Source organism: Peribacillus sp. TH27, assembly GCF_016650915.1.
Taxonomy (GTDB): Bacteria; Bacillota; Bacilli; order Bacillales; family DSM-1321; genus Peribacillus; species Peribacillus butanolivorans.
In genome coordinates this window covers 2,540,921-2,566,349 of sequence record NZ_JAEKEV010000002.1, presented here as the reverse complement: position 1 = coordinate 2,566,349, position 25,429 = coordinate 2,540,921, and the positions used below count along the sequence as shown (strand labels likewise).

Below are 25,429 nucleotides of genomic sequence, written 5' to 3'. Positions count from 1 at the left end.
TCCTTAAGTACTTCAAATTTTTAAAATGGTTTCAATAGATATTTCGGCAAGTTTTTACTTTTTTGAAGCTTTTAGCTGGAATATTCTTGTAACTATTAATAATGTTGTTAGGTATCTTTATCAGAGCAGATTACAGATGGAAGAGAGGGGGGAATATAGATGAAATAAAAAAAGAGCTGACTGTCATAGTCAACTCTTCCGTTTTTTAACCTTATTCGACTTGAATATTTTGCGTTCGGCAAGTATACCATGTGTAAAACTCGTCAGCATATTCAACTGATACGTCTTGAAGCTTTGTATGATGCACTGGTTTGGAGCGGTTAACAGTTTCAATTGAGGCAAGCCCGAAGAGTTTTTGTAATTTCGAGCGTTCTACTTCAATTTGAATGACTTTGCTTCTTTTTGTAATAAACAGTGACGTTTCTAAGCTTCCTGATTTGAACTGAATAATCTCGTTATTTAACAAATAACGACTATTTTTGTAATCTAATATTCGCAATGTGTAAATAAGGACGAGTAAAATCACTGATACATACCATATGGCCGGTTTAAAATAATAGATTGCCACGGTCGTAATGATCCAGAAAAAGCTGGGCCGCAACATTCGTACTTTGAACGCTTGTTTCGATAAGCGTTCCATCGAACGTTCCACTTTGTAAGTAGGTAAAATCTCTTCTATCATCGCATACGCACGGTCAACCGATAAAAACGGATAGAGAGTATTTGTTTCTAGTTCTTTATCGCCTGTACTTCCTGCGCTTATCAGTTTTACTTCCGCTAAACCAAGCATTCTTTTAATGAGTGATTGGGTGATCTCGACTGCTTGTACTTTTTCTTTCTGAATCGAAAAAGCAGATTCGTCAAGTACACCTTTCTTAATATACACGCGTTCATGGTCTGATGATATTTCATACTTCCCATATTTAACGAACGTGGAAATAATTCCGAATGCAACGGCTATACAAATAATGCCGATGAGAGCTATGGTTACAATCCACCATGTATCTAATAACGTTGCAAGCAACCCTTCGGCATTTTCCATATTGAAAAAATCATCGAGTGTATTATAAATAGTAGCGACAATCGGAATAAGCGCCAGGAAGCTGAGTGATGTAAAGGAGGCTTTCAGCACATCCTGTTTGGTAGGTGTAAAATGAATCGTCTTTTCAGAAACCGATTCAACAATTTCCAGGATATCCTCTTCAGTACCAGCGACTTCGATAACAGAAAGTTCTTGTATTAACGATAATTCCTGTTCAAGTCGTTGGGCCTCTTTTTGAGAAATAACCTCAAATGGTACAGAACCTTGATCATCAGTCATCCCGGTTTCAAATGTTAATGAAGTTAAGTTGAAAAGTTTGTGGAATAGAGTTGTACGTCGCTGTACGTTTTGTACTTTAAGAAACGGAACTGTTCGAAACGACTTGGAGATAAGCCCTGATGTAATATGAACGGTTCCTTCTTTAATTTGGTATTTATATGTATACCATTGAAGGATAACTGAAATAACTCGCCATACCAAGTAAACTAGAAACCCGATTTGGAGCACCTTCATATATGTCTTTTCAGTACCGAAGTTTAGTACATAAAGCATGATAATAAAAAACAAGTTCCCTTTCATTACTTTCCCTAATTCGAAAGGGATTTTGAACGGGTGTAACCGTTTTGCATGTTCTTCCATTGTTAATCCACTTCCTTAATTTTTGCGAAATGGGCAATTTTATCTCGTAGTTCATACGCTTCTTTCTCTGAAATGGCAGGTATGTCATGGGAAGCACCCATTGTCCCGATACTTATCGAATAAAGATTATATTTCCGCAAAAGTGGACCTTGGTTCAACTTGACTGATTGTACTTTCGTCATCGGAATGAGTTCGTGAGTTTCCTTCCATGCTCCTTGTTTTGTTTGAATGAATTCTTCGCTCACGTCGTAACGCCAATACTTTTGCAAAAGGATTGGTTCAATAAAGATGGACCATATTGCATGAAAAAATAGTAATACGATAAGGCCGGTTATAGTCCATCCAATCCATTCTTTCCAAGCAAAATAATTATCGACATACAATAGAATGCTAAGGACGGCGAGGATTACAAGATTGGTAATGGTTTCAGTCATCCGCCAAACTTTAACGGATTCTTTGGAAATTTTCTTCGTGGGCGGTTGAATCATTGAATACATATGTTCACTCCTTACTGTGTCTTAATACTAATACGAATAAACTTTCAGAAAAGTTCCCTAAATATCATCTAAAGGGATGAAAAAGAGCCCTATTAGGTATGGGGGCCGTTTATTGATAAAAGTCTAGATTTGTTAGCTGAAACACCGCTTGAATAATTGAGGATTTCTTGTGTATGTATTAGGGGAAACTTTCAAGTGAATCTTCACTATTTATCTGACCATAAAATGGACAAGATAGTAGGGATGAGTTTTTTTCAGAGTAGGAGTGGTATGTTTGTCATATAAAAGGAAGTTGAGTTTTATATTCTTCCTGTTTTTGATTTGCTTTTTTAATGGAGAATCGATGCAGGCGTCGAATGAAGAGGGAATTCTAGGTCAGCAAATTCAGCGGATTTTGAATGAGTCTCCAGCATTGGCAGGTGCCTTAGTGGGAATTTCCATTCGTTCAGCAGAAACGGGAGAATTGATTTATGAACGCGGTTCGCAAACGAGACTGCGGCCTGCCTCGAATCTAAAGCTTTTGACTGCTGCGGCAGCACTTGAAACATTAGGTGATGATTATGTTTTTCAAACAGAACTGTACATAAAAGGATTGCAGGTCGACCATGTTTTGCAGGGGGATGTGTATCTGAAAGGAAAAGGAGATCCTACTTTATTAGAAAAGGACTTTGATGAGTTGGCAGCTTCACTGAAGCAAAATCAAATCCAAATCGTCCATGGAAATCTCATTGGGGATGACACCTGGTATGATGATGTTTGTTATTCCAAGGACTTAGTTTGGAGTGATGAGTACGAATACTACGGAGCTGCTGTTTCAGCATTAACCGCTTCCCCGAATGAAGACTATGATACCGGGACAATTCTCGTGGAGGTATCTCCAGGTAAGAAAGCTGGTAAAAAGGCAACAGTGAAGATGAAACCGGAAACGGAGTATGTGGAAATCATAAACAAAACAAAAACCGTAGCAGCGGATGGAAAGAAGAAAATCGATGTCGAAAGGTTTCATGGCAAAAATGTTATAACGGTAACTGGGACCATTCCGGAACATGCTGGGCAGATGAAAGAGTGGTTTTCGGTGACAGATCCTACAGAGTATGCACTAAACCTATTTGAAAAATCAATGAAGAAACAAGGAATCAAAGTGGTCGGTGAAAAGAAGCAAGGTAAAACGCCAGTAGATGCAAGGATGATTGCCACTCATGAATCAATGCCGCTTTCACAACTTCTTATTCCTTTCATGAAGTTGAGCAATAACAGCCATGCCGAGGTTTTGGTAAAAGAAATGGGTAAAGCGGCAAATGGAGATGGAAGCTGGGAAGATGGATTGAAAGTGGCAAAAAACCAGTTGACGTTATTGGGCCTCGATATGCATACGATTAAGATGCGTGATGGATCCGGCATTTCCCAAGTCAATATGATCCCTGCAAATGAAATCACGAGTTTGCTATATGCCGTTCAGGAAAAAACATGGTTTCCTGCATACTTAAATGCATTGCCAGTTGCAGGGGTTGAAGAACGAATGGTTGGCGGAACGCTAAGAAAGAGGATGAAAAAGACTAATGCAACTGGGAACGTTCGCGCAAAAACAGGGACAATTTCAGGGACGAGCTCCTTATCTGGTTATGTGACGACCAAAAGAGGGGAAAAAATCATCTTTTCCATTCTCTTGAATAACTTTGTAGAAGAAAAAGGCATCACGGCCATACAGGATAAGATAGCCGTGATGCTGGCAGATCAGGAAAACTTGTTAGAAAGTGGTCTTTAGTATCCCTTAGAAATGTAAGTTTGTAGTTCTAGAAAATCAGCGATGAGTATATCTGCATCTTTCAATTCATTTTCAGCGGCAAATCCGAATTGACAGCCTACAGCCACTAAGCCATTTTCCTTTGCTGCTTCGATGTCGGATTTTCGGTCACCAATCAGGATGGCTTTCTCGATTTGATAGTCTTTCAATAGCATTCGCACTAAGTCGGTCTTCGAGCCTTTCGAAGACCTTTCCACACTGTATATGTCCGTAGCATATTCATTTAGCCCAAAATATGAACAGATTTCTTCCAAGTATTTTTCAAGACCGTTGCTAGCAATGAAAATGGAAATTCCAAGCTGTTTGATCGTTGACAAGGTCTCCAAAACGTGAGGAAAAAGCTGACCTTTTCCTTCTTTGATTTCTTGATTCAAACATTCTAAAAAAAGTTGGTCCGCCTGACGGCGAATATGCTCGGGATGCTTTGGCAATAAGGTTTCCCAAACGACAGTTAATGGGACGCCCATAATCCTTTGGTACGTGGCAAGCGGGGTGTCTCCTGTCCAGCTCCCTTCTGATCGAAGGATTTCAAACGTTCGTTCAAGTGAAGGACCTAATATCTTATTTGTTTGAAACAAGGTGCCGTCCATATCGAAAATGGCGGCAAATTGGATTTTATTCAATAGTTGCACCTTCTTCTTAGATTTTTTATCCTCTCAAGGAAGGAATATAAGGGAGGGAGGATAGAAATAAGTAGTATAGGAGGAATGTTTTATGAACTTTCCAACACTTCAAGGACCTTATACGATTCAGAGTCTTATAGCTAACATTCATACGTTATCCAAAAAACAATCTCCATATTTAATCGCCATAGATGGTCGCGGAGGATCCGGAAAAAGTACGCTCGCGGCCCGTATTCAATCAGAATGTCCGGGTAGCACGGTTGTTCATATGGATGATTTTTATTTGCCGTCATCACAGAGAATCCAACTGCCTCCCTCCAAAAAGCAAATTGGTGCGGACTATGATTGGCAACGGGTTTTTGGTCAGGTTCTCCAACCGCTTAACTGGAGGGGTGAAGCGAAATATCAACGGTATGATTGGGAAACGGACGCAATGGGCGAATGGCATACTATTCCTGCTGAAGGCCTTGTTATTATTGAAGGAACGTATTCCACTCGTAAGGAACTAGCTGAACTTTATGATTTCACAATCTGGGTAGAATGTCCCCGAAATCAGCGTTTGGAACGGGGACTTGAGCGTGATGGTGAAGAAGCGCGTCCGATGTGGGAGGATAACTGGATGGTGTATGAAGATCTCTATGTTGACACACATAGGCCGCAAGAAAGAGTGAATCTTGTGGTGGACGGAACCAGATGAATTCAGACTCTTTGTCCTGCCTTTCACTAATGCCCCATTGCAATTGGGGCAGATGTAATTTGTTTTTCAGTACGCTCATCGCAAAAGGTATATTCATGGACTCAAGAATAAAGGCGAGTGCCTGTGCTGTTCTCCATTGTACATGTTTCACAGGTACTTCTCATCTCCAATCATCATAGACTATGAATAAGGCTCTATGTCTGCATAATTTCAGTGAATTTCATTATGCAGATTTGCCAAGGAAATCTGGTAATCAATTCTGCGCTATAGCACATTCCATCAGGGCCTATCCGCTCAAATGTAGTGGTCGCATCTTATCCTAAGATAGGAATGAATCCGAGGTTACCGGACATCCGGGTGGTGGTCTCTACGCAATGATTGGTCGTTAATCCAGTAATGACAACCTGGGGACAAGCCTCTTCTCTTAAAATCTTCTCAAGATTGGTAGCGATAAACGCACTATTCACATATTTTGTGAGAATCCATTCAGTTGACTTTGATTGACTGAACGCTTTAAACCGGCTTGTTTCATTCTCGGGATAAAAGAGGGAATCCTTTGATTCAGATAAGTACAGTATATAAATTACCTGCCGATTAGACTCCCGCCATGCTTGAATGGACCGGGTAATATTAAATTCTGCCTGAGGATTATTGTGCCTGCCTTAATTAGGATCATCGAATGCCTTTTGGATATCGACAACGATAAGAAGGACATTCTTTTTCAGCTTTATTCCCATCATTCCTTTTCTGTGTCGAAGTTACTTTTAATTGTAATGGTTTACCTGTAACATTTATATTGAATTTTTAGATAAATTTCTGAGAAGCCGGAAACATTGGGGGAGAACTATGTTTACTAATGACGAACAAGCAGCCGTATATAAAGCTATTTATAACCGAAGGGATATCAGGAGTTTTTTACCCGATCCCATTTCAAAGGAAATACTGCAAAGAATTTTGGATGCGGCACACCATGCCCCATCTGTAGGATTTATGCAACCTTGGAGTTTTATTGTTGTTTCATCTCAGGAAATCAAAAACCGCTTGGCCTGGGCAGCCGATAAAGAGAGAAGAGCGCTCGCAATTCATTATGAAGGCGGAAAAGAAAATAAATTTCTTAGTTTGAAAGTTGAAGGGTTAAAAGAAGCACCATATACCATCTGTGTAACCTGTGATCCGACACGGGGAGGTTCCCATGTGTTGGGGAGGAACTCGATTCCAGAAACCGATATTCTATCCACTGCCTGTGCGATTCAGAATATGTGGCTAGCTGCCTGTGCCGAGGGATTAGCAATGGGGTGGGTCAGCTTTTACAAGAAAAATGATATCCGTGATATTTTGGATATACCGCCGCACGTCGAGCCTATCGCACTAATGTCGGTTGGCTATACTGATCAATACCCGGATAAACCTATTCTTGAATTAGCTAACTGGGAAAAGAGACGGTCTAAGGATGATCTTATTTTTGAAGATAAGTGGGGTAAAAAATAAAACTCTTTGTACCTTCATTCATGCTAGTGAGGAGAAAATTTGGTGATGCAGCTTTATACTTTTAATAATAAAAACAGGAAAAACAGTGAACAAATTTGACTCCAATCTTATCCTCTCTCGAATTACAATCCACTACGCATATTGAGTGTAGGTATGTGGAGAGGTTTGGTGTGATAGGGTATCATCGGGCTCGTTCTTCAGTTGCTTTTGATTGTATCGGTCAGGGTAAAGTCAGAGGAGAAGACGATAAATGGGAAGTCGTTCAAACTAGTGATGCCGTTTCCCAATGTTAAAGTTTAACTATAAAGAGAAAAAAACTAGCTGTACTTTTACACAGCTAGTTTTTTTGTTTCAAAATCTCCGGCGTTTAGAAGATCCAGGTATACCGAGGTCTTCACGGTATTTTGCGATGGTCCGACGGGATATTTTGGTCCCTTCATTTTCAAATATTTGACAAATCTTTTGGTCAGAAAAAGGCTTTATTTTATCTTCATCGGCGATCAAGACTTTTATTTTTTCTTTGATGGTAATAGTGGATTCGGTTTCTTGGCTGTTCACTCGGTTTAAGCCTCTAGTAAAGAAGTTCCTTAATTTGAAGAGGCCTTGCGGCGTTTGGATATATTTATTGCTCGTGGCCCTGCTGATTGTTGATTCATGAAGCTGGAGTTTTTCGGATATATCTTTCAGTGTCATAGGTTTTAATCCAGCAATCCCTTTCAAGAAAAAATCCTGTTGTTCCTCTACAATTGTTGCTGTCACTTTGTAAAGGGTCATTTGCCTTTGTTCAAGACCTTTAATCAGTAATTGAGCATCATTTAAGTGATTTTTGACGTAATCTTTAGCTGGATCGCCCGGCTTAGTCGCTAATATATTCGTATAGTAATGATTGATTGATAGTTTAGGTGCGAAACTATCGTTAACCGTAATCAGATAGCCATCCTTTTCTTTTTCTACGAATACGTCCGGAACGATGTAATGAGTCATATCGTTAGAAAAATGACTGACGGGACGGGGATTTAACGTGCGGATAAAATCTGATGCCTCTTGGACTTCCTGAATAGTTACTTTGTAAAGGTTGGCTATTTTCTTGTAGCGCTTTTCAGCTAAATCTGTTAAGTGCTTATCTATAATAGTGTACGCCAATTCATTATAATGCTCATGCTCACGCAGCTGAATGAGTAAACAATCAGTCAAATCTCTGGCACCCACTCCGATAGGGTCAAGGGATTGCAGAACTTGAATCATGTCTTCAATTTCTTCTATAGACACGGAAAAAAGAGAGGCTGCCCAAACTGCATCCACTTCAAGAAATCCATATTCGCTTAAGTTTCCAATTAAAAATGCGAGGATCTTTCTTTCAAGAGGTTTCAAGAATTTCAGCATACTCACTTGTTCTAGTAAATGATTTTCTAGTGTTTCTGTTTTTACTGAATAATTATTGATCGGGTTATAATCACTGTCTCCATTGAATCCTTTACTTATAGCCGAAGATCCTTCTGCCTGAGTGTTTATTTTATTTGTACGTATACCGAATTCAGAGAGAGAGGCGAGAGGGTCTTTAAATGTTTCGGTTATTTCGAGAACAGGATTTTCGTTAGCCTGTTGGTGTAAAAAATCTATAAGTTCATGTGCAGAATATTGTAGAATATTGATCGATTGCTGTAATTCAGGGGTCAAAGCTAACTTCAAAGTTTGCTTTTGATACAGTTCAAAGCCTACCTGCATTTATATCAACTTCTTTCATTTTAGATTAACCGAGGGCTCAAAAGGGAAATGCAAATGTTATTACCATGATAATAATACAAATTTTTAGAAAATTCAATAATTTATGTCAGGTTATGTAACATCATTAAGAAATTAAATACAAAAAACGACAATATTAGTAAAAAAGTATTAATTTTTGTTGATAAATGGAAATTTAAATATGTTTGATTTGAATATGAATCGATTGATTTATATTCGAATCAATATGCGCTATTTTTGATTTATTTATGAATCATTTTCTCTTTGAATACTATTATATAAAGCTCATATACTTTGGCATGCATCTTGCTATATAAATACGTATAGCAAATGATAAAAAAATCTATTAAGTGAGAAGGGTGTTTTTTAGATGATTAAAGAGAAGACGGGGATTCAGGAATTAATCGATTTGGATAAAAAGCATTTTATTCATCCGACTACAGCAATTGCACAACAGCAGGCGGATGGTCCAAGTTTCATTTTTACAGAAGGTAAAGGAATATATCTTACGGACATCACGGGTAGAACTGTCATTGATGGCATGGCCTCACTTTGGAATGTGAATATTGGGCATGGACAAGAAGAGTTGGCTGAAGTGGCGAAAGAACAGATGGCAAAGTTGGCTTTTACTTCAAGTTTTGCTACCTTCAGCAATGAGCCGGCTATTCGTTTAGCGGCTAAAATTGCTTCTATTGCGCCTGGGGATTTGAATGCAGTTTTCTTCACTTCAGGTGGATCGGAATCAAATGATACGGCAATTAAACTTGCTCGTCACTACTGGATTTTAAAAGGCCAGCCTAATCGTCAAAAGATTATTTCCCGCTCGAAATCTTATCATGGGGTGGCTATGGGAGCGACAAGTGCAACTGGCTTGAAACCATTCCGTGACTTCACGAATTCCATTGCTCCGGATTTTTGTTATGTAGATGGTTCTTCCATTGAAGAGTTGCGTAAGGTCATTGAACAAGAAGGGCCAGAAACGATTGCTGCATTTATCGCGGAACCGATTCAAGGAGCTGGCGGCGTGAATCTACCTCCTGAAGGCTATTTTAAGGAAGTAAGAGAGATTTGTAATGAATACGGCATTTTAATGGTAACAGATGAAGTCATTACAGGCTTCGGAAGAACAGGTACGTATTTTGGAATTGAGCACTTCGGTGTTGTGCCAGACATGATGTGCTTTGCAAAAGGTGTGTCGAGCGGATATGCCCAGTTAGGTGGCGTGGTCCTTAATGATAAGATGCATCAGGATTTTATAGCCCTGTCTAAAGGCACGCTTTTACATGGATACACATACAGTGGGCACCCAATGGCTTGTGCTGTCGCCTTGAAAAATATTGAAATTATTGAACGCGAAAACTTAATAGAAAACTCGAAACAGCGTGGCGTAGAATTGCTTGAGGGCTTTAAAAAGCTACAAAGCAAACACCCGATTATTGGGGATGTTAGAGCACTTGGTCTTATTGGAGGCATTTCTATTGTCAAAGATAAACAAACCGGGGAAGGCTTTGAAACACAGCTAGCACCAAGACTTGTGGCTGAAGCTGCGAAGAATGGTTTAATTTGCCGGTCTGTTACGTTTGATCAAGATACACTCGTGTTTGCACCACCTTTAATCATAACTAAATCAGAAGTCGAAAGAATAATTGAAATCCTGGATGAAACATTTACAGCTGTCGAAAAAGAAATTTTATAAGAGGTGATAAGGATGGTAATGACGGAAACTCTGAAAAAGAAACTATTTATTAATGGAAAATGGCAAGAAGCCCAAAAGTTCACGACACTAAAGTCTCCCTATAGCGGGGAGGTTTTAGCGGAGATTCCGGCTGCTACCCCTGAAGAGGTTGAGTTGGCGATAGACTCAGCTTATCAAGCTAGAAAAGAAATGGCTGCTCTGCCAAGTCATAAACGGGCTGCCATTCTTGAAAAGCTTGCAACTCTTTTGGAAAGCCGTAAAGATGAGGCAGCTGAAATTATTGCTAAAGAGGCAGCGAAGCCGATTAAAACAGCGATAGGAGAAGTCTCTCGGACGATTGCCACATATAAATTTGCAGCAGAAGAAGCAAAGAGGATTCATGGAGAAACATTAACGATGGATGCGACAGCTGACGGGGAAGGTAGAATTGGTTACACCGTACGCGAGCCAATTGGCGTAGTGGGTGCAATTACTCCTTTTAATTTCCCGATGAACCTGGTAGCTCATAAAGTCGGACCAGCCATTGCTGCTGGAAACCCGATTGTCTTGAAACCTGCGAGCCAAACGCCACTATCATCGCTATTGTTAGCTGAGCTATTAGCAGAAACAGATCTTCCTGATGGAGCGTTTAATCTGATTACGGGAAGCGGTTCGGTAATTGGTGATAAATTAGTGACTGATTCACGGGTGAAGAGCATTTCATTCACCGGAAGCCCTGCTGTAGGAATCGGTATCCGTAACAAGGCGGGCTTGAAGAAAGTGAGTCTTGAACTTGGTTCCAATGCAGCGGTTATTGTGGATAAAGGGATTGATATTGATAAGATTATCCCACGCTGTGTAACGGCAGCATTTGCTTTTCAAGGGCAAGTCTGTATTTCCTTACAACGAGCATATGTTCATGAAGAGGTGTATGACGAGTTTGTAGAAAAATTCTCTGAGGCAACGAAGGGACTAATACTCGGCGATTCTTTGGACCCGGCAGTGGATGTCTCAGCGTTAATAAGCGCTGGTGATGTAGAACGCAGTCTGGACTGGATCAGTGAAGCAAAACAGTACGGTGCCGTTGTTGCAGCAGGAGGTAAATCTGAAGGGAATATCCTGCATCCTACTGTCTTACTGGAAGTGGATGCGAAGCTTAAGGTATCCTGTCAGGAAGTCTTTGCTCCTATTGTTTTGATCAATAAGGTGTCGTCGGTTGAAGAAGCAATTGATTTGGTCAATGATTCCGAATTTGGCTTGCAGGCAGGGGTTTATACAGACAATATCAATTTGGCCCTTACTGCAGCTGAAAAACTGGAAGTCGGTGGCGTTATCATAAATGATATCCCAACATATCGCGTCGACAACATGCCATATGGCGGAGTCAAAAAAAGCGGGATGGGCCGTGAAGGGCTAAAGTATGCGATTGAAGAAATGACGGAAATGAAGCTGGTCATTTTTAATCGGAATTAATAATGAAAAAGTATGGAGATGAGCAGTATGCTCATCTCTTTATTTTTGAGAAAATATATTTCTTCTACATATATTTTTTATGATTCTTTTAATAGAAATAAAGAGGTTGTGGCGAAAGTAGAGAAGATTGACTGAAGTTATTATGCAAAAATGAATAGATAATTCACGATTGAATTTATATGGGACAGGGAAGAGAAAGAAAATGCGATTTACCTAATATTCCAAACTGGCATGAATCTTGCTTATATCTTGTATATAGGTAGATAACTTAAAACCGAGGAGGAATTAAAATGCAGGAAACTTTACAAAATAACACACAAAAAGAAGGAACGGAAGCACTAGACTTAAAGATGTTTATCAATGGGGAATGGGTGAGTTCGACTTCGGGTGAAAAAAGGGATGTATTGAATCCGGCTACGGGAGAAGTTATTGCTACAGCTGCAGAAGGAACACAGAAGGATGTCGATGCAGCGGTTGAGGCAGCTAAATATGCTTTCTATGAAGGAGGCTGGTGGGGAACTCCGGCAGTGGAGAGAGCCAGACTTTTATTCAAAATTGCCGATAAATTAGAAGAAAAAGCTGAAGAACTAGCTGCTTTGGAAACGTTGGATAATGGAAAACCATTGCGCGAAGCTCGTTTTGATATAGATGATGCAGCAGCCTGTTTTAGATATTATGCAGGATTAGCTACTAAACCGACAGGACAGACGTATGAGGTGCCTGACGGTCAGCAAGCAATGGTCGTCCGGGAACCAATCGGTGTTTGCGGGCAAATCATTCCTTGGAACTTCCCTTTGTTGATGTCAGCCTGGAAATTGGCTCCGGCGCTAGCTGCAGGAAATTCCGTCGTTTTCAAACCATCAGAAGTAACACCAGTAACGGCTGTTAAACTATTCGAAATCTTGGAAGAGGTCGGAGTACCCAAAGGTGTCGCAAACCTAGTATTAGGGGCAGGACCAGTTGTCGGACAGGCCATTGCTGAACATGAGGAAATCGATAAAGTGGCCTTTACAGGCGGAACAGCAACAGGCCGTAAAATCATGGAAGCATCGTTAGGGAATTTGAAAAAAGTGACTTTGGAGCTAGGTGGGAAATCCCCTAATATCGTATTTGCAGACTCTGACTTTGAGACTGCTGTTGATTACGCTTTATTCGGGATATTCTGTAACCAAGGACAAGTATGTTCAGCGGGCTCTCGATTACTTTTGGAAGAGTCCATTTATGATCAATTTATTGCAAGTCTTACCGCGAAAGCGAAACAAATTAAAGTGGGGTCAGGTTCTGATGAAAAAACTCATATGGGACCAGTCGTTTCTGAAGCCCATATGAACAAAATTTTATCGTATATCGAAATTGGAAAAGAAGAAGGAGCCAAATTAATCGTTGGTGGGAACCGGATTAAAGGAGAGGGCTTGGAAAATGGGTACTTTGTTGAACCAACGATTTTTGTTGATACAACACCTGAAATGCGTATCGTGCAGGAAGAAATTTTTGGACCAGTACTTGTTGTTCAAAAGTTCAAGGACGAGGCAGAAGCTCTTCGACTGGCCAATGACACGAAATATGGTTTAGCTGGAGCGGTGTTTACGAATGATATCGCTAAGGCGTACCGTGTAATCAAAAAAGTACGTGCTGGTATCACGTGGATAAATTCTTATCACCCAACATATAACGAAGCTCCTTGGGGTGGCTTCAAACAAAGCGGAAATGGCCGTGAGCTAGGTACTTTCGGATACGAGGCTTACACAGAAGTGAAGCAAATTAATAACAACTTGGATATTCAACCAACAGGATGGTTTGATGAAGAGTAAAAATAGCTAGATGAAAAGGCTGTTCCTTAAGGAACAGCCTTTTTGTGGAAATGAAATTCTAGAAACGTAAATATAACTCCAGAATCGTAGATAAACTCCAGAAATCGAACATATTTTAAAAAATGCACTCAAAATAAAATGAATAATAGACACTTTTCAGTAATGAGTATAAATCATGATAATCAATCAAATCCGATACGACTATAATTTCACAGTTTTAAAAGATCAACCCGGCCTGAAAAGAAAACGGCGCCATTTCCCATATCTGCCACCCTGTCTGGAGTAAGGGCATTGATATGTTGCTTTGTTTCAGGTGTGTTCTGCCATAAGCCTTGGCTGACAAGAACACCGGCTAACACATTTTCCCCGGGAGCAGCAGTTAGCACACATTCACCGCGCTCGTTCCAGATACGGACCATATCTCCTGTATCTATTCCTAATTTTAGGGCATCTGCCGTATTCATGTGTAGTTTCGGTTCTTTTTCCATAGAGATATGTTTTTCGTTATTGGAAAAAGTTGAATTCAAGAAATTGTGATTAGGTGCTGGTATGAATAAAAATGGCAGGTCACTGTCTTTGACGATTGGCATATACGTTGGTAGCGGTTCGTATCCATGCTTCTTCATCTGTTCAGAATAGAGTTCGATTTTGCCGCTCGGTGTCTGCAGTTTACCCGGGAACAGCGGACTCATCTTGGCTTTGACAAATTGACTTTCTGAAAGGGATTCATAAGTGATTCCTTCTAAATACGGGTTATCTGGAAAATTGAGTGCCTGGCGTATCATATCATCCTCTGAATCTCTAAAAGCTGGTTCTTCAAAGCCCATACCCCGGGCTAACAGTTTGAATAATTCGACATTTGATTTCGACTCTCCATACTTTTCCACTACAGGTTTTTGTATTTGGACGTAATTATGCCAGTATGAATTATAAAAATCCTCCGTTTCATAAGATGAAGCAGCAGGCAGGACGATGTCAGCATACATTGCCGTTTCGGTTAAGAATAAATCATGGACCACAGTAAATAGATTTTCTCTCATCAGACCTTCCTGCACTTTATTCGCATTCGGAGCGACAAGGGCTGGATTGGAACTGTATATAAATAAGGAAAGAATCGGGTTTTCTTTTTCTAAAAGGGCTTGACCGATTTGGTTCATATTAATGATACGTGTTGTTTTATCCTTCAAAAGGTCAGGACGTCTTAGGGCGTTTGTATTAAAAGCCAGGTATCCTGAATTCCCCTTTATCGCGCCACCGCCCTTCGAAAGCCATTGACCGGTAAGTGCAGGAAGGCAGGCGATGGTCCGTACGGCCATGCCGCCATTATCATGGTGCTGCAGACCGTTGCCTATTCGAATGAATGAAGGAGTCGTGCTACCGTACATTCGTGCTAACTCATATAGATCATCAATCGGAACACCAGTAATCGCTGAGACGGTGGCAGGGTCATATTGGCGGACATGCTCGCACAATTCAGCTGAGCCCACAGTGTATTCATCTAAGAAAGGTTGGTCGACTAGATTTTCGGCATATAAAATATGCATTAAACCGAGAGCGAGAGCACTATCTGTTCCGGGCAGAATAGGAATGAACCAATCGGCCCACTTTCCAGTTTGGTTTTTATGTACGTCAATGACCACAACTTTTGCCCCGTTTTTTCGGGCCTGCTGGGCAATTGTTACTTGGTGCATATTTGTGCTCACAGCGTTAATGCCCCACAGGATAAAAAGCTTTGTTTGAATCGTTTCTTCCGGGTCGATGCCGAACGAACCACCCATCGTATAGTTATATCCAACAGAACCGGCCGCGTTACAAATGGAACGTTCAAGTCTGCTTGCCCCGAGCTTATGAAAGAACCGACGATCCATTCCTTCTGCACTGAGGTTTCCCATGTTTCCATAAAAGCTGTAAGGAAGGATGCTTTCTGGGCCATGCTGTTCAATTAAGTTTTTCCATGTTGAAGTGATTGTGTCAATGGCTTCCTCCCAGCTGATTGGAACAAAATTCCCTTCTCCTTTTGAGCCGATCCGCTTTAATGGCTGCTGAAGACGTTTGGGGTCATATATGCGAGCTGTCATGTTTCGGACTTTGTTGCAAATATTTCCTTTAGTAACAGGATGGTTAGGGTCTCCTTGCACCTTAATGATTTTCCCATCTTTTTTGTGCAAAAGTAAGCCGCATTGATCAGGACAATCAAGAGAGCAAACTGAGGGAAAGACTCCATCTGGTTGATTGATATAGGGTTGCATGGCGTTATTCCTCCTTATTATCTAATCTTATATCTTGCATCGATAATCTATTTATATCTTAATTATTATTGAATGTGAAATAGTAGATAGTTGCAAGAACTTCTTAACATATGATTTTTTTTCTGATAAGCTTACAAGATAAAAATGAACCTTTTTTATCACAAAATGAATAAGTAATAGGAGGATATATTTTTGGATTATGGAGTAATAATATCTATTGGAATATATATGGCAGGTATGCTATTAATTGGTTATTTAGCTTATCGAAGAACTGCCAACTTAACCGATTATATGCTTGGAGGCCGCAACTTGGGCCCGGCTGTAACCGCATTAAGTGCAGGGGCTTCCGATATGAGCGGATGGCTGTTAATGGGTCTTCCTGGTGCGATGTACATAAGCGGCTTAAGTGCCGGGTGGATTGTTGTCGGCCTGTGTGCAGGGTCTTATTTAAATTGGTTATTTGTAGCGCCACGACTTCGGACATATACGGAAGTGGCCGACAATTCGATTACGATACCGGACTTTTTGGGAAATCGGTTTAAAGATAGTTCTCGAATATTAAAAGTGGTATCAGCCTTAGTCATCTTAATCTTTTTCACCTTTTACACCTCTTCAGGTATGGTAGCAGGTGGGGAGCTTTTCCGAACTGCTTTTAATATGGATTACCGCTGGGGCATCTGGCTGACAGCGAGTGTTGTTATTCTTTATACATTATTTGGCGGTTTCCTTGCGGTTAGCTGGACGGATTTTGTACAAGGTACGATCATGTTCATTGCCTTAATTTTAGTCCCTGTTGTCACGATTGTAAATATTGGCGGCTGGGATCCTACTATTAATGAAATAAAATCGATTAATCCGAATTTATTACATGCTTTTGAAGGAACTTCAACTATTGGTATTATATCGTTGCTAGCATGGGGTCTTGGTTATTTTGGTCAGCCTCATATCATCGTACGATTCATGGCGATTTCATCTGTGAAAGAATTGAAAAGCGCACGACGAATCGGTATGGGCTGGATGATTTTCGCTATCGTAGGAGCGATGTTTACGGGCTTGGTCGGAATCGCTTATTTTAATCTGACAAGCGGACCTCTAGGGGAAAAAAATGCCGAGTCTGTCTTCATCATTCTGGCTAAAGAACTATTTCCTTCTTTAATTACAGGCTTCTTATTAGCAGCGATTTTAGCCGCGGTCATGAGTACGATTGCATCTCAACTGTTAGTATCGGCAAGTGCGCTGACTGATGATTTCTATAAGCAGTTTATTCGCCCGAATGCATCGGATAAGGAATTAGTGCTGGTTGGACGATTTGGTGTATTAGCGATATCTGCTATTGCCCTTATTTTAGCTTTCAACCCTAGTGGTACGATTCTTAAATTGGTCGGTTATGCCTGGGCTGGGTTTGGAGCAGCATTTGGACCGGTCATTCTGTTAAGTCTTTACTGGAAACGGATGACGAAATGGGGCGCGCTAGCAGGAATGATTGTGGGTACCGCAACCGTGATCGTGTGGGAAATGATTGATAAATTTGCTGAAGTCTATGAAATCATCCCTGGATTTATTGCTGGTACAATAGCAGTCGTGTTTTTTAGCCTGTTATCAGCCAAACCTTCTAAAGAGATAGAAGAGGATTTCAATCAAGCTGTAAAAAATCTCTCTTGATTATTGACGCTGCTCAATCAAATGGGCGGCGTTTTTTATATGATAAATAATCAAAATATATGGTACAATATCCGTAAAGTCCTTATGTGTAAAACATGAGGACTTTTTTTGAGTGGTTTGGGTATAATAAACCAAAAACAACTACAAAGGATATAAAATGAACCAGTCTCATAAAATTGCAATTAAAGTAGCTATTATATATATAATCATTGGGGTCTTATGGATTATCATTACAGATTCCTTCTCGATGACCCAGGCAAAAGAAGATGTCCAGACATATGCGATGTTTCAGCATTCCAAAGGGTGGATGTTCATTTTCATTACCGGGATTTTTTTATATATTATAATCCGATATTGGACTGGGAAAATGTTGCGCTCCCAACAGGAATTTAATCTTAAGGATGAGCAATATCAGTCGCTGTTCAAGCATAATCCGGATTGTGTCCTTGAATTGAACCTCGAAGGAAATGTCGTTTCAATTAACCCGGAGGCTGAAAAGCTGTTAGGTCACCAAAGTGACAACTTGAAGGGTAAGAATGCCAATCATCTCATCAACTGGAATGAAAGTGAAAAAGTATCTGTTTTCTTTACACAATCCCTTCAAGGAGAGGCTGTTAAATTCGAAACGACCATCCAGAATATGAGTGATGAAAAGCGGATAATTCGTGTAACTTTTTTGCCAATTATTGTTCAAACGGAAATGCTTGGAGTATATGCAATCGTCAGGGATATTACCGAATTGCGGCGAGAAGAGGAATTGATGATCATGTCTGAAAAGTTATCTGTAATCGGACATCTGGCTGCTGCCGTCGCACATGAGATAAGGAATCCGCTAACATCGCTAAAAGGGTTCGTGCAGTTAATGGATATGACGAAAGAAGTCAACCCGATGCATTCTGATATCATGTTAAAGGAAATTGATCGAATTAATATTATTTCGAGTGAGCTGCTGGTTCTCGGGAAAAAACAGGACGTTGCTTTATGTAAAATTGATCTTGGTGACTGTTTACAACAAGTATATACGTTAATGAAAGCAGAGACGAATTTGAATAATATTGAGATGGGGTATCAGGTAAAAAAAGCCGAGCCGGTTTATATTATGGCTGATTCCATCGAACTTAAACAGATGGTCATTAATATTGTCAAGAATAGCATTGAAGCGGTTAGTGATAATGGGAATATAGACATATCCTTGGATGTCATTGATGATCATGCTGTAATCAGTGTGAGTGATAATGGAGTAGGTATGGTGCCTGAACGCTTGAAACGAATCGGTGAACCTTTTTATTCGACGAAGGAAAGGGGCACAGGAATCGGACTTGCAATCTGCCAGAAGATTATTCACCGCCTCGACGGAGAGATGCATTTTGAAAGTGAGAAAAATAAGGGAACCACGGTTACAATTCGGATTCCGTTGGCTACTACGCTTTAACAAATGGTACTATAGAGTATATGAAAAGTTTTTTTATTAAAGGAGAACGATATGAGCGAATTACCAGCATTAGTGAACGATAGAAAGCCATTTATCCAGGAGGCCTGGAAAAAATCTGGCTTCGGCCAACTTACTCCGATTCAAACGAAAGCGATTCCTGTAATTGTACAAGGAAAAGACATCATGGCTGAATCACCCACGGGAACAGGAAAGACACTTGCTTATTTACTGCCATTGCTTGAAAAAATAGATCCTGATAAAAAATCTCCCCAAGCTTTAATTTTGGCGTCATCACGTGAATTGGTCATGCAGATTAATGAAGAAATTCGGATTTGGTCAGAAGGAAGCGGTATTTCAGGTGCAGCATTCATCGGTGGAGCTAATGTAAAACGTCAGTTGGACAAACTGAAGAAGCATCCACAGGTCATTGCTGGAACACCAGGACGGATTTATGAATTGATTGCCCAAAAGAAATTGAAGATGCACGAAGTAAAAACAATTGTCCTCGATGAAGGTGACCAATTAATTATTCCCGAGCATATGGGAACGATTAATAATATTATCAAAACTACGCTTAAAGACCGCCAAATCATGGTGTTTTCTGCAACTCTACCAGAGGAAACGGAAAAAGTGGCTCGTGGATTCATGAACGAACCAGAAATGATCAAGGTCGATAAGCATGAAAAAATGGAGTCAAAAGTAGACCATCTTTACTTTGTTGTTGAGAGACGGGAAAAGTCCAAGATTCTTGAGAAAATCACGAGGCTGAAAGATGTGAAAGCTCTTGCCTTTTTAAACGATATCGCAGAGCTGAGCGTCTTACATGAAAAGTTGAGTTATAAAGGCGTTGAAATGGGTGTCCTTCACGGTGAATCTAATAAAGTAGACCGTGAGAAAGCACTGCGCAAGCTTCGTTCAGGTAAATCTCCGATGTTGATGGCAACAGATGTGGCGGCTCGCGGACTTGATATTAAAGGACTGACAGCCGTCGTTCATATTGATATGGCTGAAAACATTGACCAATATATTCATCGATCCGGGAGAACAGGGCGTGCGGGTGCAAATGGCACGGTTATCTCAATTGTAACGGAAAGAGAAGAGCGAGAATTGAAAAAAATGGCACGTGAACTTGAGATTCCGTTAACGAAAGTAACATTCTATGGTGGAAACATCGTAGTCGAAGAATAATTTTTGAATGTAGAGATGGCCATTTAGGCTGTCTCTACTTTTTTTATCAAGACTAGGCAGATGTATTAATACATACCCTCTAAACCAATCATTAACGTCATGAATAAAATATAACAAAGAACAGCTCCCAAAATCGTTTGGTTATGAATACTTTTACCTGCTTTTAGATTTTTCAAAAGTGAAACCATATTACGAAAACACATAACGCTTATTGATGGGATAACGAACAAGTGTATAAACAATAGAGTATCATCTCCACTCATTTTCTTGTTCCCTCCTACAGTTAGAGTATATTTTGAAGAACACTCTACATGGACTTTTCTATTGTCGCAACTTGATGGGATGTCCAGTTAACCAGAAAGATCCCTACGAAGATGAGTGAACCACCTAACGCAACGTACCAGTGGATCGGTTCATCTAGCAAGATGAAACCAGATAAGACGCCAAAAAAGGGAGCTAGAAATAGAAAGGCACTCGTTTTGGTGGAATCTCCTTTTTGTAGTAGGAAAAACCAAATTGAAAATTGTACGATAGAAGCCATAATGGCTAGCCATAATAAAATGAGCATGGATGCCGTTGTGATTATGAAAAAGGGCTGTTCAAAAAGATAAGAGCCAATTAGCAGCAGTAACCCTCCGCAAAGCATTTGATAGGCTGACATGACCCAAGTGTCGATTGCGTGTCCCCAGTTTTTCATCAACAGGGTGGCGAGGGACCAGGAAATGGCTGACATCAATCCGAGAAGGGTTCCTGTTTTTAAATCAAGATGTGCCCCCATTGTGATAAAGACACCGATAAATCCTAGGAAAACCCCTGCCCATTGCTGTGGGGCGTATCTTGTTTTACAAAAGAGCGTTCCAAAAATGATAACTAATAAAGGATTCATAAACGTCAAAATCGAAAGTTCCCCTGCTGAAATGGTCCTAAGGCCTACAAAGATGCAGCCCATGACACCAGCTGTCTGGAATAAACCGATGATAGCCAATTTAGCCCAGTCTATGGTCTTGCTTGGATGAGGTCGTTTGATGAGTTTAACAATTATGGCCATGATCAAACCTGCAAGGATAAATCTTATGGCTGCAAGCAACATGGGAGAAGTATAAGCTAATCCTATTTTTCCGATAGCGAATGACGAACCCATTAAAGCAGTCGTTAAAATGACAAGTAAACCAAAAATGACTTTGTTCATCGTTTCCCCTCCAAAAATCCTTATCTATGAATAGTTAAAATTAGTATTGAATGATTGTAAAATTATAGCATATTGCTGAAGATAGGAGTTTAATAATGAGTGGAAAACACAAATGAAAACGCTTCCTTTATATGGGATATTGACATATGATAGAAATAGACATTGGTGAGGAGGAGACGGTATGGCAGAGAAATATAAGCATATTGAAACGGCAGTAATTCATGAAGGATATGACTCGAAGGAGCATTTAGGAAGCTTAACAACACCACTGTTTCAAACCTCAACATTTACTTTCGAAACGGCCGAGCAAGGAGAAAGACGTTTTGCCGGTTTAGAAGATGGATATATTTATTCGCGTCTTGGAAATCCAACGGTACAGGTGCTTGAAGACAAGATTGCGGCATTGGAGGGCGGGGAAGCAGGGCTTGCTTTCAGCTCAGGGATGGCTGCGGTATCGGCTGTGCTTTTTGCATTAACTAAAACAGATGACCACATCTTGTGTTCACAAGGATTATATGGTTGTACGTTTGGCCTCCTTCAGTTGATGAAAAGTAAATATCGTATTAATCATGATTTTTGTGATATGGATACAGAGGAACAGTTAAGGAAGATGATCCGCCCAGAAACAGCCTGCATCTATGTGGAAACCCCTATTAATCCGACAATGAAAATGATTGATTTACAAATGGTCATGAAAGTCGCGAAAGAATGCAATGTACCGGTTGTAGTCGATAATACTTTTTCGACACCTTATTTACAGAAGCCTCTTGACTATGGCTGTGATGTCGTTCTTCATAGTGCGACGAAATATCTTTGTGGACATGGAGACGTCGTTGCAGGTCTTGTAGTTGGAAAGAAAGAGTTTATCAATCAGGTAGCGGTAACGACTCAGAAAGATATCGGAGGAATTATTTCGCCGTTTGATGCGTGGCTACTACTGCGGGGGTTAAAGACTTTACCAGTTAGGATGGACCGGCACTCTTCCAATGCGTGGGAAATCTTTCGGGAGCTGAAACAGCACCCCCAGGTGAAGAATGTATATTATCCAAGGGATACTAGTTCCCCGGGCCATTATATAATGGAAAAACAGATGAAACATGGTGGAGGCCTTATCTCCTTTGAATTGCAAGGTACGAAGCAGGATGCCCAGAAATTTCTGAATAACTTGAGACTTATCAAAATAGCTGTCAGCCTAGGAGATGCCGAAACATTGATTCAGCATCCAGCTACCATGACTCACTCGGCAGTTCCTGAAGAATCCAGACATCAAATGGGTATCAGCGACCAGCTTATCCGCCTTTCAGTAGGCCTCGAAGCTTGGCAGGACATCTGGCACGATCTTCAGCAAGCCTTTTAGATGGAGTCAGACCCTATTTCCTGGTTTTTTTGATGAAAATGGTGAAGGATAAGATAAGGATTAGAACAGCCAGGATGTAGGATAAAGTGGTGATTGTCGGGTAGAGAGTGCTGTTCCGTACACCAATGCCGATGAACGCCCAGACGAAGACAAGCGGATAGCACCAATCCCGGTTTTTAACTGCGAAGACAAAGGCCAGGATTGTTGCTGCAATCATCATGACAATCGTCCAGGTTACATTAGATATCTCAAATTCTTTCCAGCTAATATAGGTGAGATAGTAAGAAATGTCAGCGATGGCTGCGACGCTTACCCAACCTAAATAAATGGAAAAAGGGAATAGGTCGAAAGAGGCATGCTCCACTTTTTTAATGTTTGTATAAATGACAATCAAGTTAATCAAAAGCTCAATAATAATGAACACTAATTTTACTTATTTAACCATTTTGAGCACATAGGAGGTCTTGAAGAAAAATATGTACATTCTTCCTTATACATAGTAAGTTCTTGTTACTAATGGTTCATTTAAGGTTAGAAATTTTACATCTTTACTTTAAGGTGATAAAATATTCAGAGATTCATAATAATTTAGTCCTTCGGGGTCGGGTGAAAATCCCAACCGGCGGTGATGAAGAAATTCTAAGCCCGCGAGCCTGATAAAGGCAGGATTTGGTGAGATTCCAAAGCCGACAGTATAGTCTGGATGGGAGAAGGACGTGTGGAACCCAAGTGTATACGTGCGCCTAATTTTTCAAAAATGAAAATTTTAGGCTTTTTAGGTATACAATTTTTCACTCATTTCTCCTGCTAACTCCTTAGGTCAATCTAAGGGGTTTTTTATATTCTATAAAAGGGGGAAAAACATGTTTACGGGAATCATTGAGGATATCGGTACCGTCCATTCCTTGAAAAAAGGAAAAAGCAGCATGGAGTTGGCGATTCGTTCTGAGAAAATCCTCGAAGATGTTCATCTGGGGGACAGTATTTCTGTCAACGGAGTTTGCTTAACGGTAACGTCCTTCACGCAAAGTCTGTTTACTGTCGACGTGATGCCAGAGACGGTCAAAGCTTCTTCAATCCGGACGTTAAAACTAGGATCACCTGTGAATCTGGAGCGTGCCATGAGTGCACAGGGCAGGTTTGGCGGCCATTTTGTTTCAGGCCATATTGATGGTACGGGAACGATAATAAAAAAAGAGCGAAAAGAAAATGCTGTGTATTATGTGATCAAATTGGAAGAAGGACTCAGTACATTTTGCATCCCAAAAGGGTCAGTTGCCATTGATGGTACGAGCTTGACAATTTTCGGGATAGAGGGAAACCTGCTTACTGTATCTCTGATTCCCCTGACTCATCAAGACACAATATTAGGGCGAAAAGCAGCTGGCGATATCGTTAACATCGAAAATGACATGATAGGGAAATATATCATACATCAAATAAAAAAAAGTGATTCAAAACCAGGACTGAATTTAGAGTTTTTGGCAGAACACGGATTTTAATTAAAGGGCGGTGTAAAAGATGTTCCATACAATAGAAGAAGCGATCGAAGACTTAAAAGCTGGTAAAGTAGTAATCGTATCCGATGATGAAGACCGTGAAAATGAAGGTGACTTTGTTGTATTGGCAGAAAAGGCAACGCCTGAAGCGATTAATTTTATGGCGACCCATGGACGCGGTTTGATTTGTACAACCATTACCGAAGAACTGGCGGCAAAATTGAATTTGCATCCTATGGTCGGTGAAAATACCGATCATCATGGAACTGCTTTTACAGTTAGTGTCGATCATAAAAGTACTTCTACAGGAATAAGTGCATTTGAAAGATCCTTGACCATTCTGGAGCTTCTTAAAGAAGATTCAGTTGCTGGGGACTTCCAACGGCCTGGTCACACTTTTCCGATTGTCGCTAAAGAAGGTGGCGTGTTAATACGGGCAGGGCATACGGAGGCATCCGTAGATTTGGCAAAGTTATGCGGGGCTGCTCCTGCAGGCGTTATTTGTGAAATCATGAATGAAGACGGGTCAATGGCACGAGTAACTGATCTAGAAGTTATCGCCGAAAAATTCGATCTTAAATTCATTACGATTGCCGAGCTAACTCGTTATCTCCAACAAAGAAAAATATATGAGAAACAGGGACTTGAATTAAATATTCCGAATGCTTGAAGGATATAAGTGGTTGAAAAATAAAAATAAGAAAAAATTGACATTTGTTTTTAAATTAGGAGGATATGGACATGGGGAAAATTATTGAAGCACAATTAATCGGATCAGGGTTGAAAGTAGGCATCGTGGTAGGAAGATTTAATGAGTTTATTACAAGCAAGCTTTTAGGAGGTGCGTTGGATGGCCTTAAGCGTCATGGTGTTGATGAGAATGATGTTGACATAGCGTGGGTACCAGGGGCTTTTGAACTTCCGCTAATTGCGAAAAAACTAGTGAACACAGGCAAATATGATGCAGTTATCGGCCTTGGAACAGTAATTAGGGGGGCCACTTCTCATTATGATTATGTGTGTAATGAAGCAGCTAAAGGCATGGCAGCAGTTTCTCTGGACACAGGCGTACCTGTTATCTTCGGTTTGTTGACTACTGAAAATATCGAGCAGGCTATTGAACGTGCAGGAACAAAATCAGGTAACAAAGGCTATGAAGCAGCCGTTAGTGCTATTGAAATGGCGAACCTTGGAAAATTGATTGAACAGTAAATGGTACACATTAAAAAAGCCGCAGAGAAGAAAATTCTTTTCTGCGGCTTTTTAATGTAGCGAATGTAAAATTACCTGTCAGATTTGGCTAGCTTTTTCAACCCATTAAGCAGTTCCTCAAAGTTCGAGAAATTTCTTGCTATTTTATT

Annotated in this window: 22 protein-coding genes, 1 pseudogene and 1 riboswitch; of the genes and pseudogenes, 14 read left to right on the top strand and 9 right to left on the bottom strand. The window is 40.4% G+C overall.

The features are described 5' to 3' along the window. Positions 1-211: 211 nt before the first annotated feature. Positions 212-1,681, bottom strand: a complete 1,470-nt coding sequence (locus tag JFU24_RS13770; protein WP_201183084.1) for a PH domain-containing protein — start codon at positions 1,679-1,681, stop codon at positions 212-214. 2 nt (positions 1,682-1,683) lie between these two features. Beyond that, positions 1,684-2,178 carry a PH domain-containing protein gene (locus tag JFU24_RS13765; RefSeq protein ID WP_201183075.1) on the bottom strand — a complete coding sequence of 165 codons (495 nt, stop codon included), beginning with the start codon at positions 2,176-2,178 and terminating at the stop codon, positions 1,684-1,686. A gap of 343 nt (positions 2,179-2,521) precedes the next feature. On the opposite strand from JFU24_RS13765, the gene dacB reads away from it, so the two are divergent. Next, entirely contained in the window at positions 2,522-3,943 is a 1,422-nt protein-coding gene (dacB, locus tag JFU24_RS13760) for a D-alanyl-D-alanine carboxypeptidase/D-alanyl-D-alanine endopeptidase (protein WP_201250921.1), read from the top strand. Here dacB and JFU24_RS13755 read toward each other — a convergent pair. Then, positions 3,940-4,605, bottom strand: a complete 666-nt coding sequence (locus JFU24_RS13755) for an HAD hydrolase-like protein (protein WP_446728289.1) — start codon at positions 4,603-4,605, stop codon at positions 3,940-3,942. The two genes, dacB and JFU24_RS13755, sit on opposite strands and share 4 nt — an antisense overlap. Before the next feature lie 91 nt (positions 4,606-4,696). On the opposite strand from JFU24_RS13755, the gene JFU24_RS13750 reads away from it, so the two are divergent. Further along, positions 4,697-5,302 carry a uridine kinase family protein gene (locus JFU24_RS13750; protein ID WP_201183068.1) on the top strand — a complete coding sequence of 202 codons (606 nt, stop codon included), beginning with the start codon at positions 4,697-4,699 and terminating at the stop codon, positions 5,300-5,302. Between the two features lie 314 nt (positions 5,303-5,616). Here the strand turns inward: JFU24_RS13750 and JFU24_RS31360 are convergent, their stop codons facing one another. Then, positions 5,617-5,877 carry an isochorismatase family protein gene (locus JFU24_RS31360; protein WP_242486167.1) on the bottom strand — a complete coding sequence of 87 codons (261 nt, stop codon included), beginning with the start codon at positions 5,875-5,877 and terminating at the stop codon, positions 5,617-5,619. 271 nt (positions 5,878-6,148) lie between these two features. Here JFU24_RS31360 and bluB point away from each other — a divergent pair, with 271 nt between their 5' ends. Both bluB and JFU24_RS30780 read left to right on the top strand, forming a co-directional pair. Beyond that, the gene (gene bluB, locus JFU24_RS13740; protein ID WP_053344332.1) at positions 6,149-6,790 is read left to right on the top strand and encodes a 5,6-dimethylbenzimidazole synthase; all 642 of its coding nucleotides are present in this window, start codon (positions 6,149-6,151) and stop codon (positions 6,788-6,790) included. Between the two features lie 170 nt (positions 6,791-6,960). Continuing rightward, positions 6,961-7,083 (top strand): hypothetical protein, encoded by a 123-nt coding sequence (locus JFU24_RS30780; RefSeq protein ID WP_274608129.1) that lies wholly within the window; start codon positions 6,961-6,963, stop codon positions 7,081-7,083. A gap of 58 nt (positions 7,084-7,141) precedes the next feature. On the opposite strand, the gene rpoN is transcribed toward JFU24_RS30780, so the two are convergent. Next, entirely contained in the window at positions 7,142-8,515 is a 1,374-nt protein-coding gene (gene rpoN / locus JFU24_RS13735) for an RNA polymerase factor sigma-54 (protein ID WP_201250110.1), read from the bottom strand. A 388-nt stretch (positions 8,516-8,903) separates the two neighbouring features. On the opposite strand from rpoN, the gene JFU24_RS13730 reads away from it, so the two are divergent. The 3 genes from JFU24_RS13730 to JFU24_RS13720 all read left to right on the top strand — a co-directional run bounded on the left by JFU24_RS13730 (position 8,904) and on the right by JFU24_RS13720 (position 13,492). Next, complete coding sequence (locus JFU24_RS13730) at positions 8,904-10,229, top strand: aminotransferase family protein (protein WP_201183064.1); 1,326 nt, start codon at positions 8,904-8,906, stop codon at positions 10,227-10,229. A gap of 18 nt (positions 10,230-10,247) precedes the next feature. After that, positions 10,248-11,681 carry an aldehyde dehydrogenase family protein gene (locus JFU24_RS13725; protein ID WP_201250919.1) on the top strand — a complete coding sequence of 478 codons (1,434 nt, stop codon included), beginning with the start codon at positions 10,248-10,250 and terminating at the stop codon, positions 11,679-11,681. Positions 11,682-11,971: 290 nt separating this feature from the next. After that, positions 11,972-13,492 (top strand): aldehyde dehydrogenase family protein, encoded by a 1,521-nt coding sequence (locus JFU24_RS13720; RefSeq protein WP_056522546.1) that lies wholly within the window; start codon positions 11,972-11,974, stop codon positions 13,490-13,492. Between the two features lie 209 nt (positions 13,493-13,701). Here the strand turns inward: JFU24_RS13720 and JFU24_RS13715 are convergent, their stop codons facing one another. Next, positions 13,702-15,741 (bottom strand): molybdopterin oxidoreductase family protein, encoded by a 2,040-nt coding sequence (locus tag JFU24_RS13715; protein ID WP_201183062.1) that lies wholly within the window; start codon positions 15,739-15,741, stop codon positions 13,702-13,704. Between the two features lie 192 nt (positions 15,742-15,933). Between JFU24_RS13715 and putP the strand changes: the two genes are divergently transcribed. The 3 genes from putP (at position 15,934) to JFU24_RS13700 (ending at position 20,023) form a co-directional block, all read left to right on the top strand. Next, entirely contained in the window at positions 15,934-17,403 is a 1,470-nt protein-coding gene (gene putP, locus JFU24_RS13710) for a sodium/proline symporter PutP (RefSeq protein WP_201183060.1), read from the top strand. Between the two features lie 157 nt (positions 17,404-17,560). After that, on the top strand, positions 17,561-18,835 hold the full coding sequence (locus JFU24_RS13705) for an ATP-binding protein (RefSeq protein ID WP_201183058.1): 1,275 nt from the start codon (positions 17,561-17,563) through the stop codon (positions 18,833-18,835). 51 nt (positions 18,836-18,886) lie between these two features. Then, on the top strand, positions 18,887-20,023 hold the full coding sequence (locus JFU24_RS13700; protein WP_201183056.1) for a DEAD/DEAH box helicase: 1,137 nt from the start codon (positions 18,887-18,889) through the stop codon (positions 20,021-20,023). Between the two features lie 65 nt (positions 20,024-20,088). On the opposite strand, the gene JFU24_RS13695 is transcribed toward JFU24_RS13700, so the two are convergent. Both JFU24_RS13695 and JFU24_RS13690 read right to left on the bottom strand, forming a co-directional pair. Continuing rightward, on the bottom strand, positions 20,089-20,286 hold the full coding sequence (locus JFU24_RS13695; RefSeq protein WP_201183054.1) for a hypothetical protein: 198 nt from the start codon (positions 20,284-20,286) through the stop codon (positions 20,089-20,091). A 44-nt stretch (positions 20,287-20,330) separates the two neighbouring features. Next, positions 20,331-21,212 carry a DMT family transporter gene (locus tag JFU24_RS13690; RefSeq protein ID WP_201250109.1) on the bottom strand — a complete coding sequence of 294 codons (882 nt, stop codon included), beginning with the start codon at positions 21,210-21,212 and terminating at the stop codon, positions 20,331-20,333. A 181-nt stretch (positions 21,213-21,393) separates the two neighbouring features. Between JFU24_RS13690 and megL the strand changes: the two genes are divergently transcribed. Continuing rightward, positions 21,394-22,569, top strand: coding sequence for a methionine gamma-lyase (megL, locus tag JFU24_RS13685; protein WP_201250108.1), 1,176 nt, complete (start codon positions 21,394-21,396; stop codon positions 22,567-22,569). Between the two features lie 13 nt (positions 22,570-22,582). Here the strand turns inward: megL and JFU24_RS13680 are convergent, their stop codons facing one another. Further along, a complete protein-coding gene (locus JFU24_RS13680; RefSeq protein ID WP_201250107.1) occupies positions 22,583-22,993 on the bottom strand; it encodes a hypothetical protein in 411 nt (136 codons plus the stop codon). Between the two features lie 164 nt (positions 22,994-23,157). Continuing rightward, positions 23,158-23,288, top strand: a riboswitch (FMN riboswitch). Between the two features lie 144 nt (positions 23,289-23,432). On the opposite strand from JFU24_RS13680, the gene ribE reads away from it, so the two are divergent. The 3 genes and pseudogenes from ribE (at position 23,433) to ribH (ending at position 25,280) form a co-directional block, all read left to right on the top strand. Beyond that, positions 23,433-24,071: a riboflavin synthase gene (ribE, locus tag JFU24_RS13675; RefSeq protein WP_053344344.1), complete on the top strand. Its 639-nt coding sequence runs from the start codon at positions 23,433-23,435 to the stop codon at positions 24,069-24,071. A 19-nt stretch (positions 24,072-24,090) separates the two neighbouring features. Continuing rightward, positions 24,091-24,729 (top strand): annotated as a pseudogene (gene ribB, locus JFU24_RS13670) (3,4-dihydroxy-2-butanone-4-phosphate synthase); the annotation flags it as partial. A gap of 80 nt (positions 24,730-24,809) precedes the next feature. Then, positions 24,810-25,280, top strand: a complete 471-nt coding sequence (ribH, locus tag JFU24_RS13665; protein WP_056522523.1) for a 6,7-dimethyl-8-ribityllumazine synthase — start codon at positions 24,810-24,812, stop codon at positions 25,278-25,280. Positions 25,281-25,429 lie beyond the last annotated feature (149 nt).

Bases quoted from the DNA above. Each gene is read 5' to 3' on its own strand.
- JFU24_RS13770 (WP_201183084.1), bottom strand. From the start codon at position 1,681: ATGGAAGAACATGCAAAACGGTTACACCCGTTCAAAATCCCTTTCGAA.
- JFU24_RS13765 (WP_201183075.1), bottom strand. From the start codon at position 2,178: ATGTATTCAATGATTCAACCGCCCACGAAGAAAATTTCCAAAGAATCC.
- dacB (WP_201250921.1), top strand. From the start codon at position 2,522: ATGCAGGCGTCGAATGAAGAGGGAATTCTAGGTCAGCAAATTCAGCGG.
- JFU24_RS13750 (WP_201183068.1), top strand. From the start codon at position 4,697: ATGAACTTTCCAACACTTCAAGGACCTTATACGATTCAGAGTCTTATA.
- bluB (WP_053344332.1), top strand. From the start codon at position 6,149: ATGTTTACTAATGACGAACAAGCAGCCGTATATAAAGCTATTTATAAC.
- rpoN (WP_201250110.1), bottom strand. From the start codon at position 8,515: ATGCAGGTAGGCTTTGAACTGTATCAAAAGCAAACTTTGAAGTTAGCT.
- JFU24_RS13730 (WP_201183064.1), top strand. From the start codon at position 8,904: ATGATTAAAGAGAAGACGGGGATTCAGGAATTAATCGATTTGGATAAA.
- JFU24_RS13725 (WP_201250919.1), top strand. From the start codon at position 10,248: ATGACGGAAACTCTGAAAAAGAAACTATTTATTAATGGAAAATGGCAA.
- JFU24_RS13720 (WP_056522546.1), top strand. From the start codon at position 11,972: ATGCAGGAAACTTTACAAAATAACACACAAAAAGAAGGAACGGAAGCA.
- JFU24_RS13715 (WP_201183062.1), bottom strand. From the start codon at position 15,741: ATGCAACCCTATATCAATCAACCAGATGGAGTCTTTCCCTCAGTTTGC.
- JFU24_RS13705 (WP_201183058.1), top strand. From the start codon at position 17,561: ATGAACCAGTCTCATAAAATTGCAATTAAAGTAGCTATTATATATATA.
- JFU24_RS13700 (WP_201183056.1), top strand. From the start codon at position 18,887: ATGAGCGAATTACCAGCATTAGTGAACGATAGAAAGCCATTTATCCAG.
- JFU24_RS13695 (WP_201183054.1), bottom strand. From the start codon at position 20,286: ATGAGTGGAGATGATACTCTATTGTTTATACACTTGTTCGTTATCCCA.
- JFU24_RS13690 (WP_201250109.1), bottom strand. From the start codon at position 21,212: ATGAACAAAGTCATTTTTGGTTTACTTGTCATTTTAACGACTGCTTTA.
- megL (WP_201250108.1), top strand. From the start codon at position 21,394: ATGGCAGAGAAATATAAGCATATTGAAACGGCAGTAATTCATGAAGGA.
- ribE (WP_053344344.1), top strand. From the start codon at position 23,433: ATGTTTACGGGAATCATTGAGGATATCGGTACCGTCCATTCCTTGAAA.
- ribH (WP_056522523.1), top strand. From the start codon at position 24,810: ATGGGGAAAATTATTGAAGCACAATTAATCGGATCAGGGTTGAAAGTA.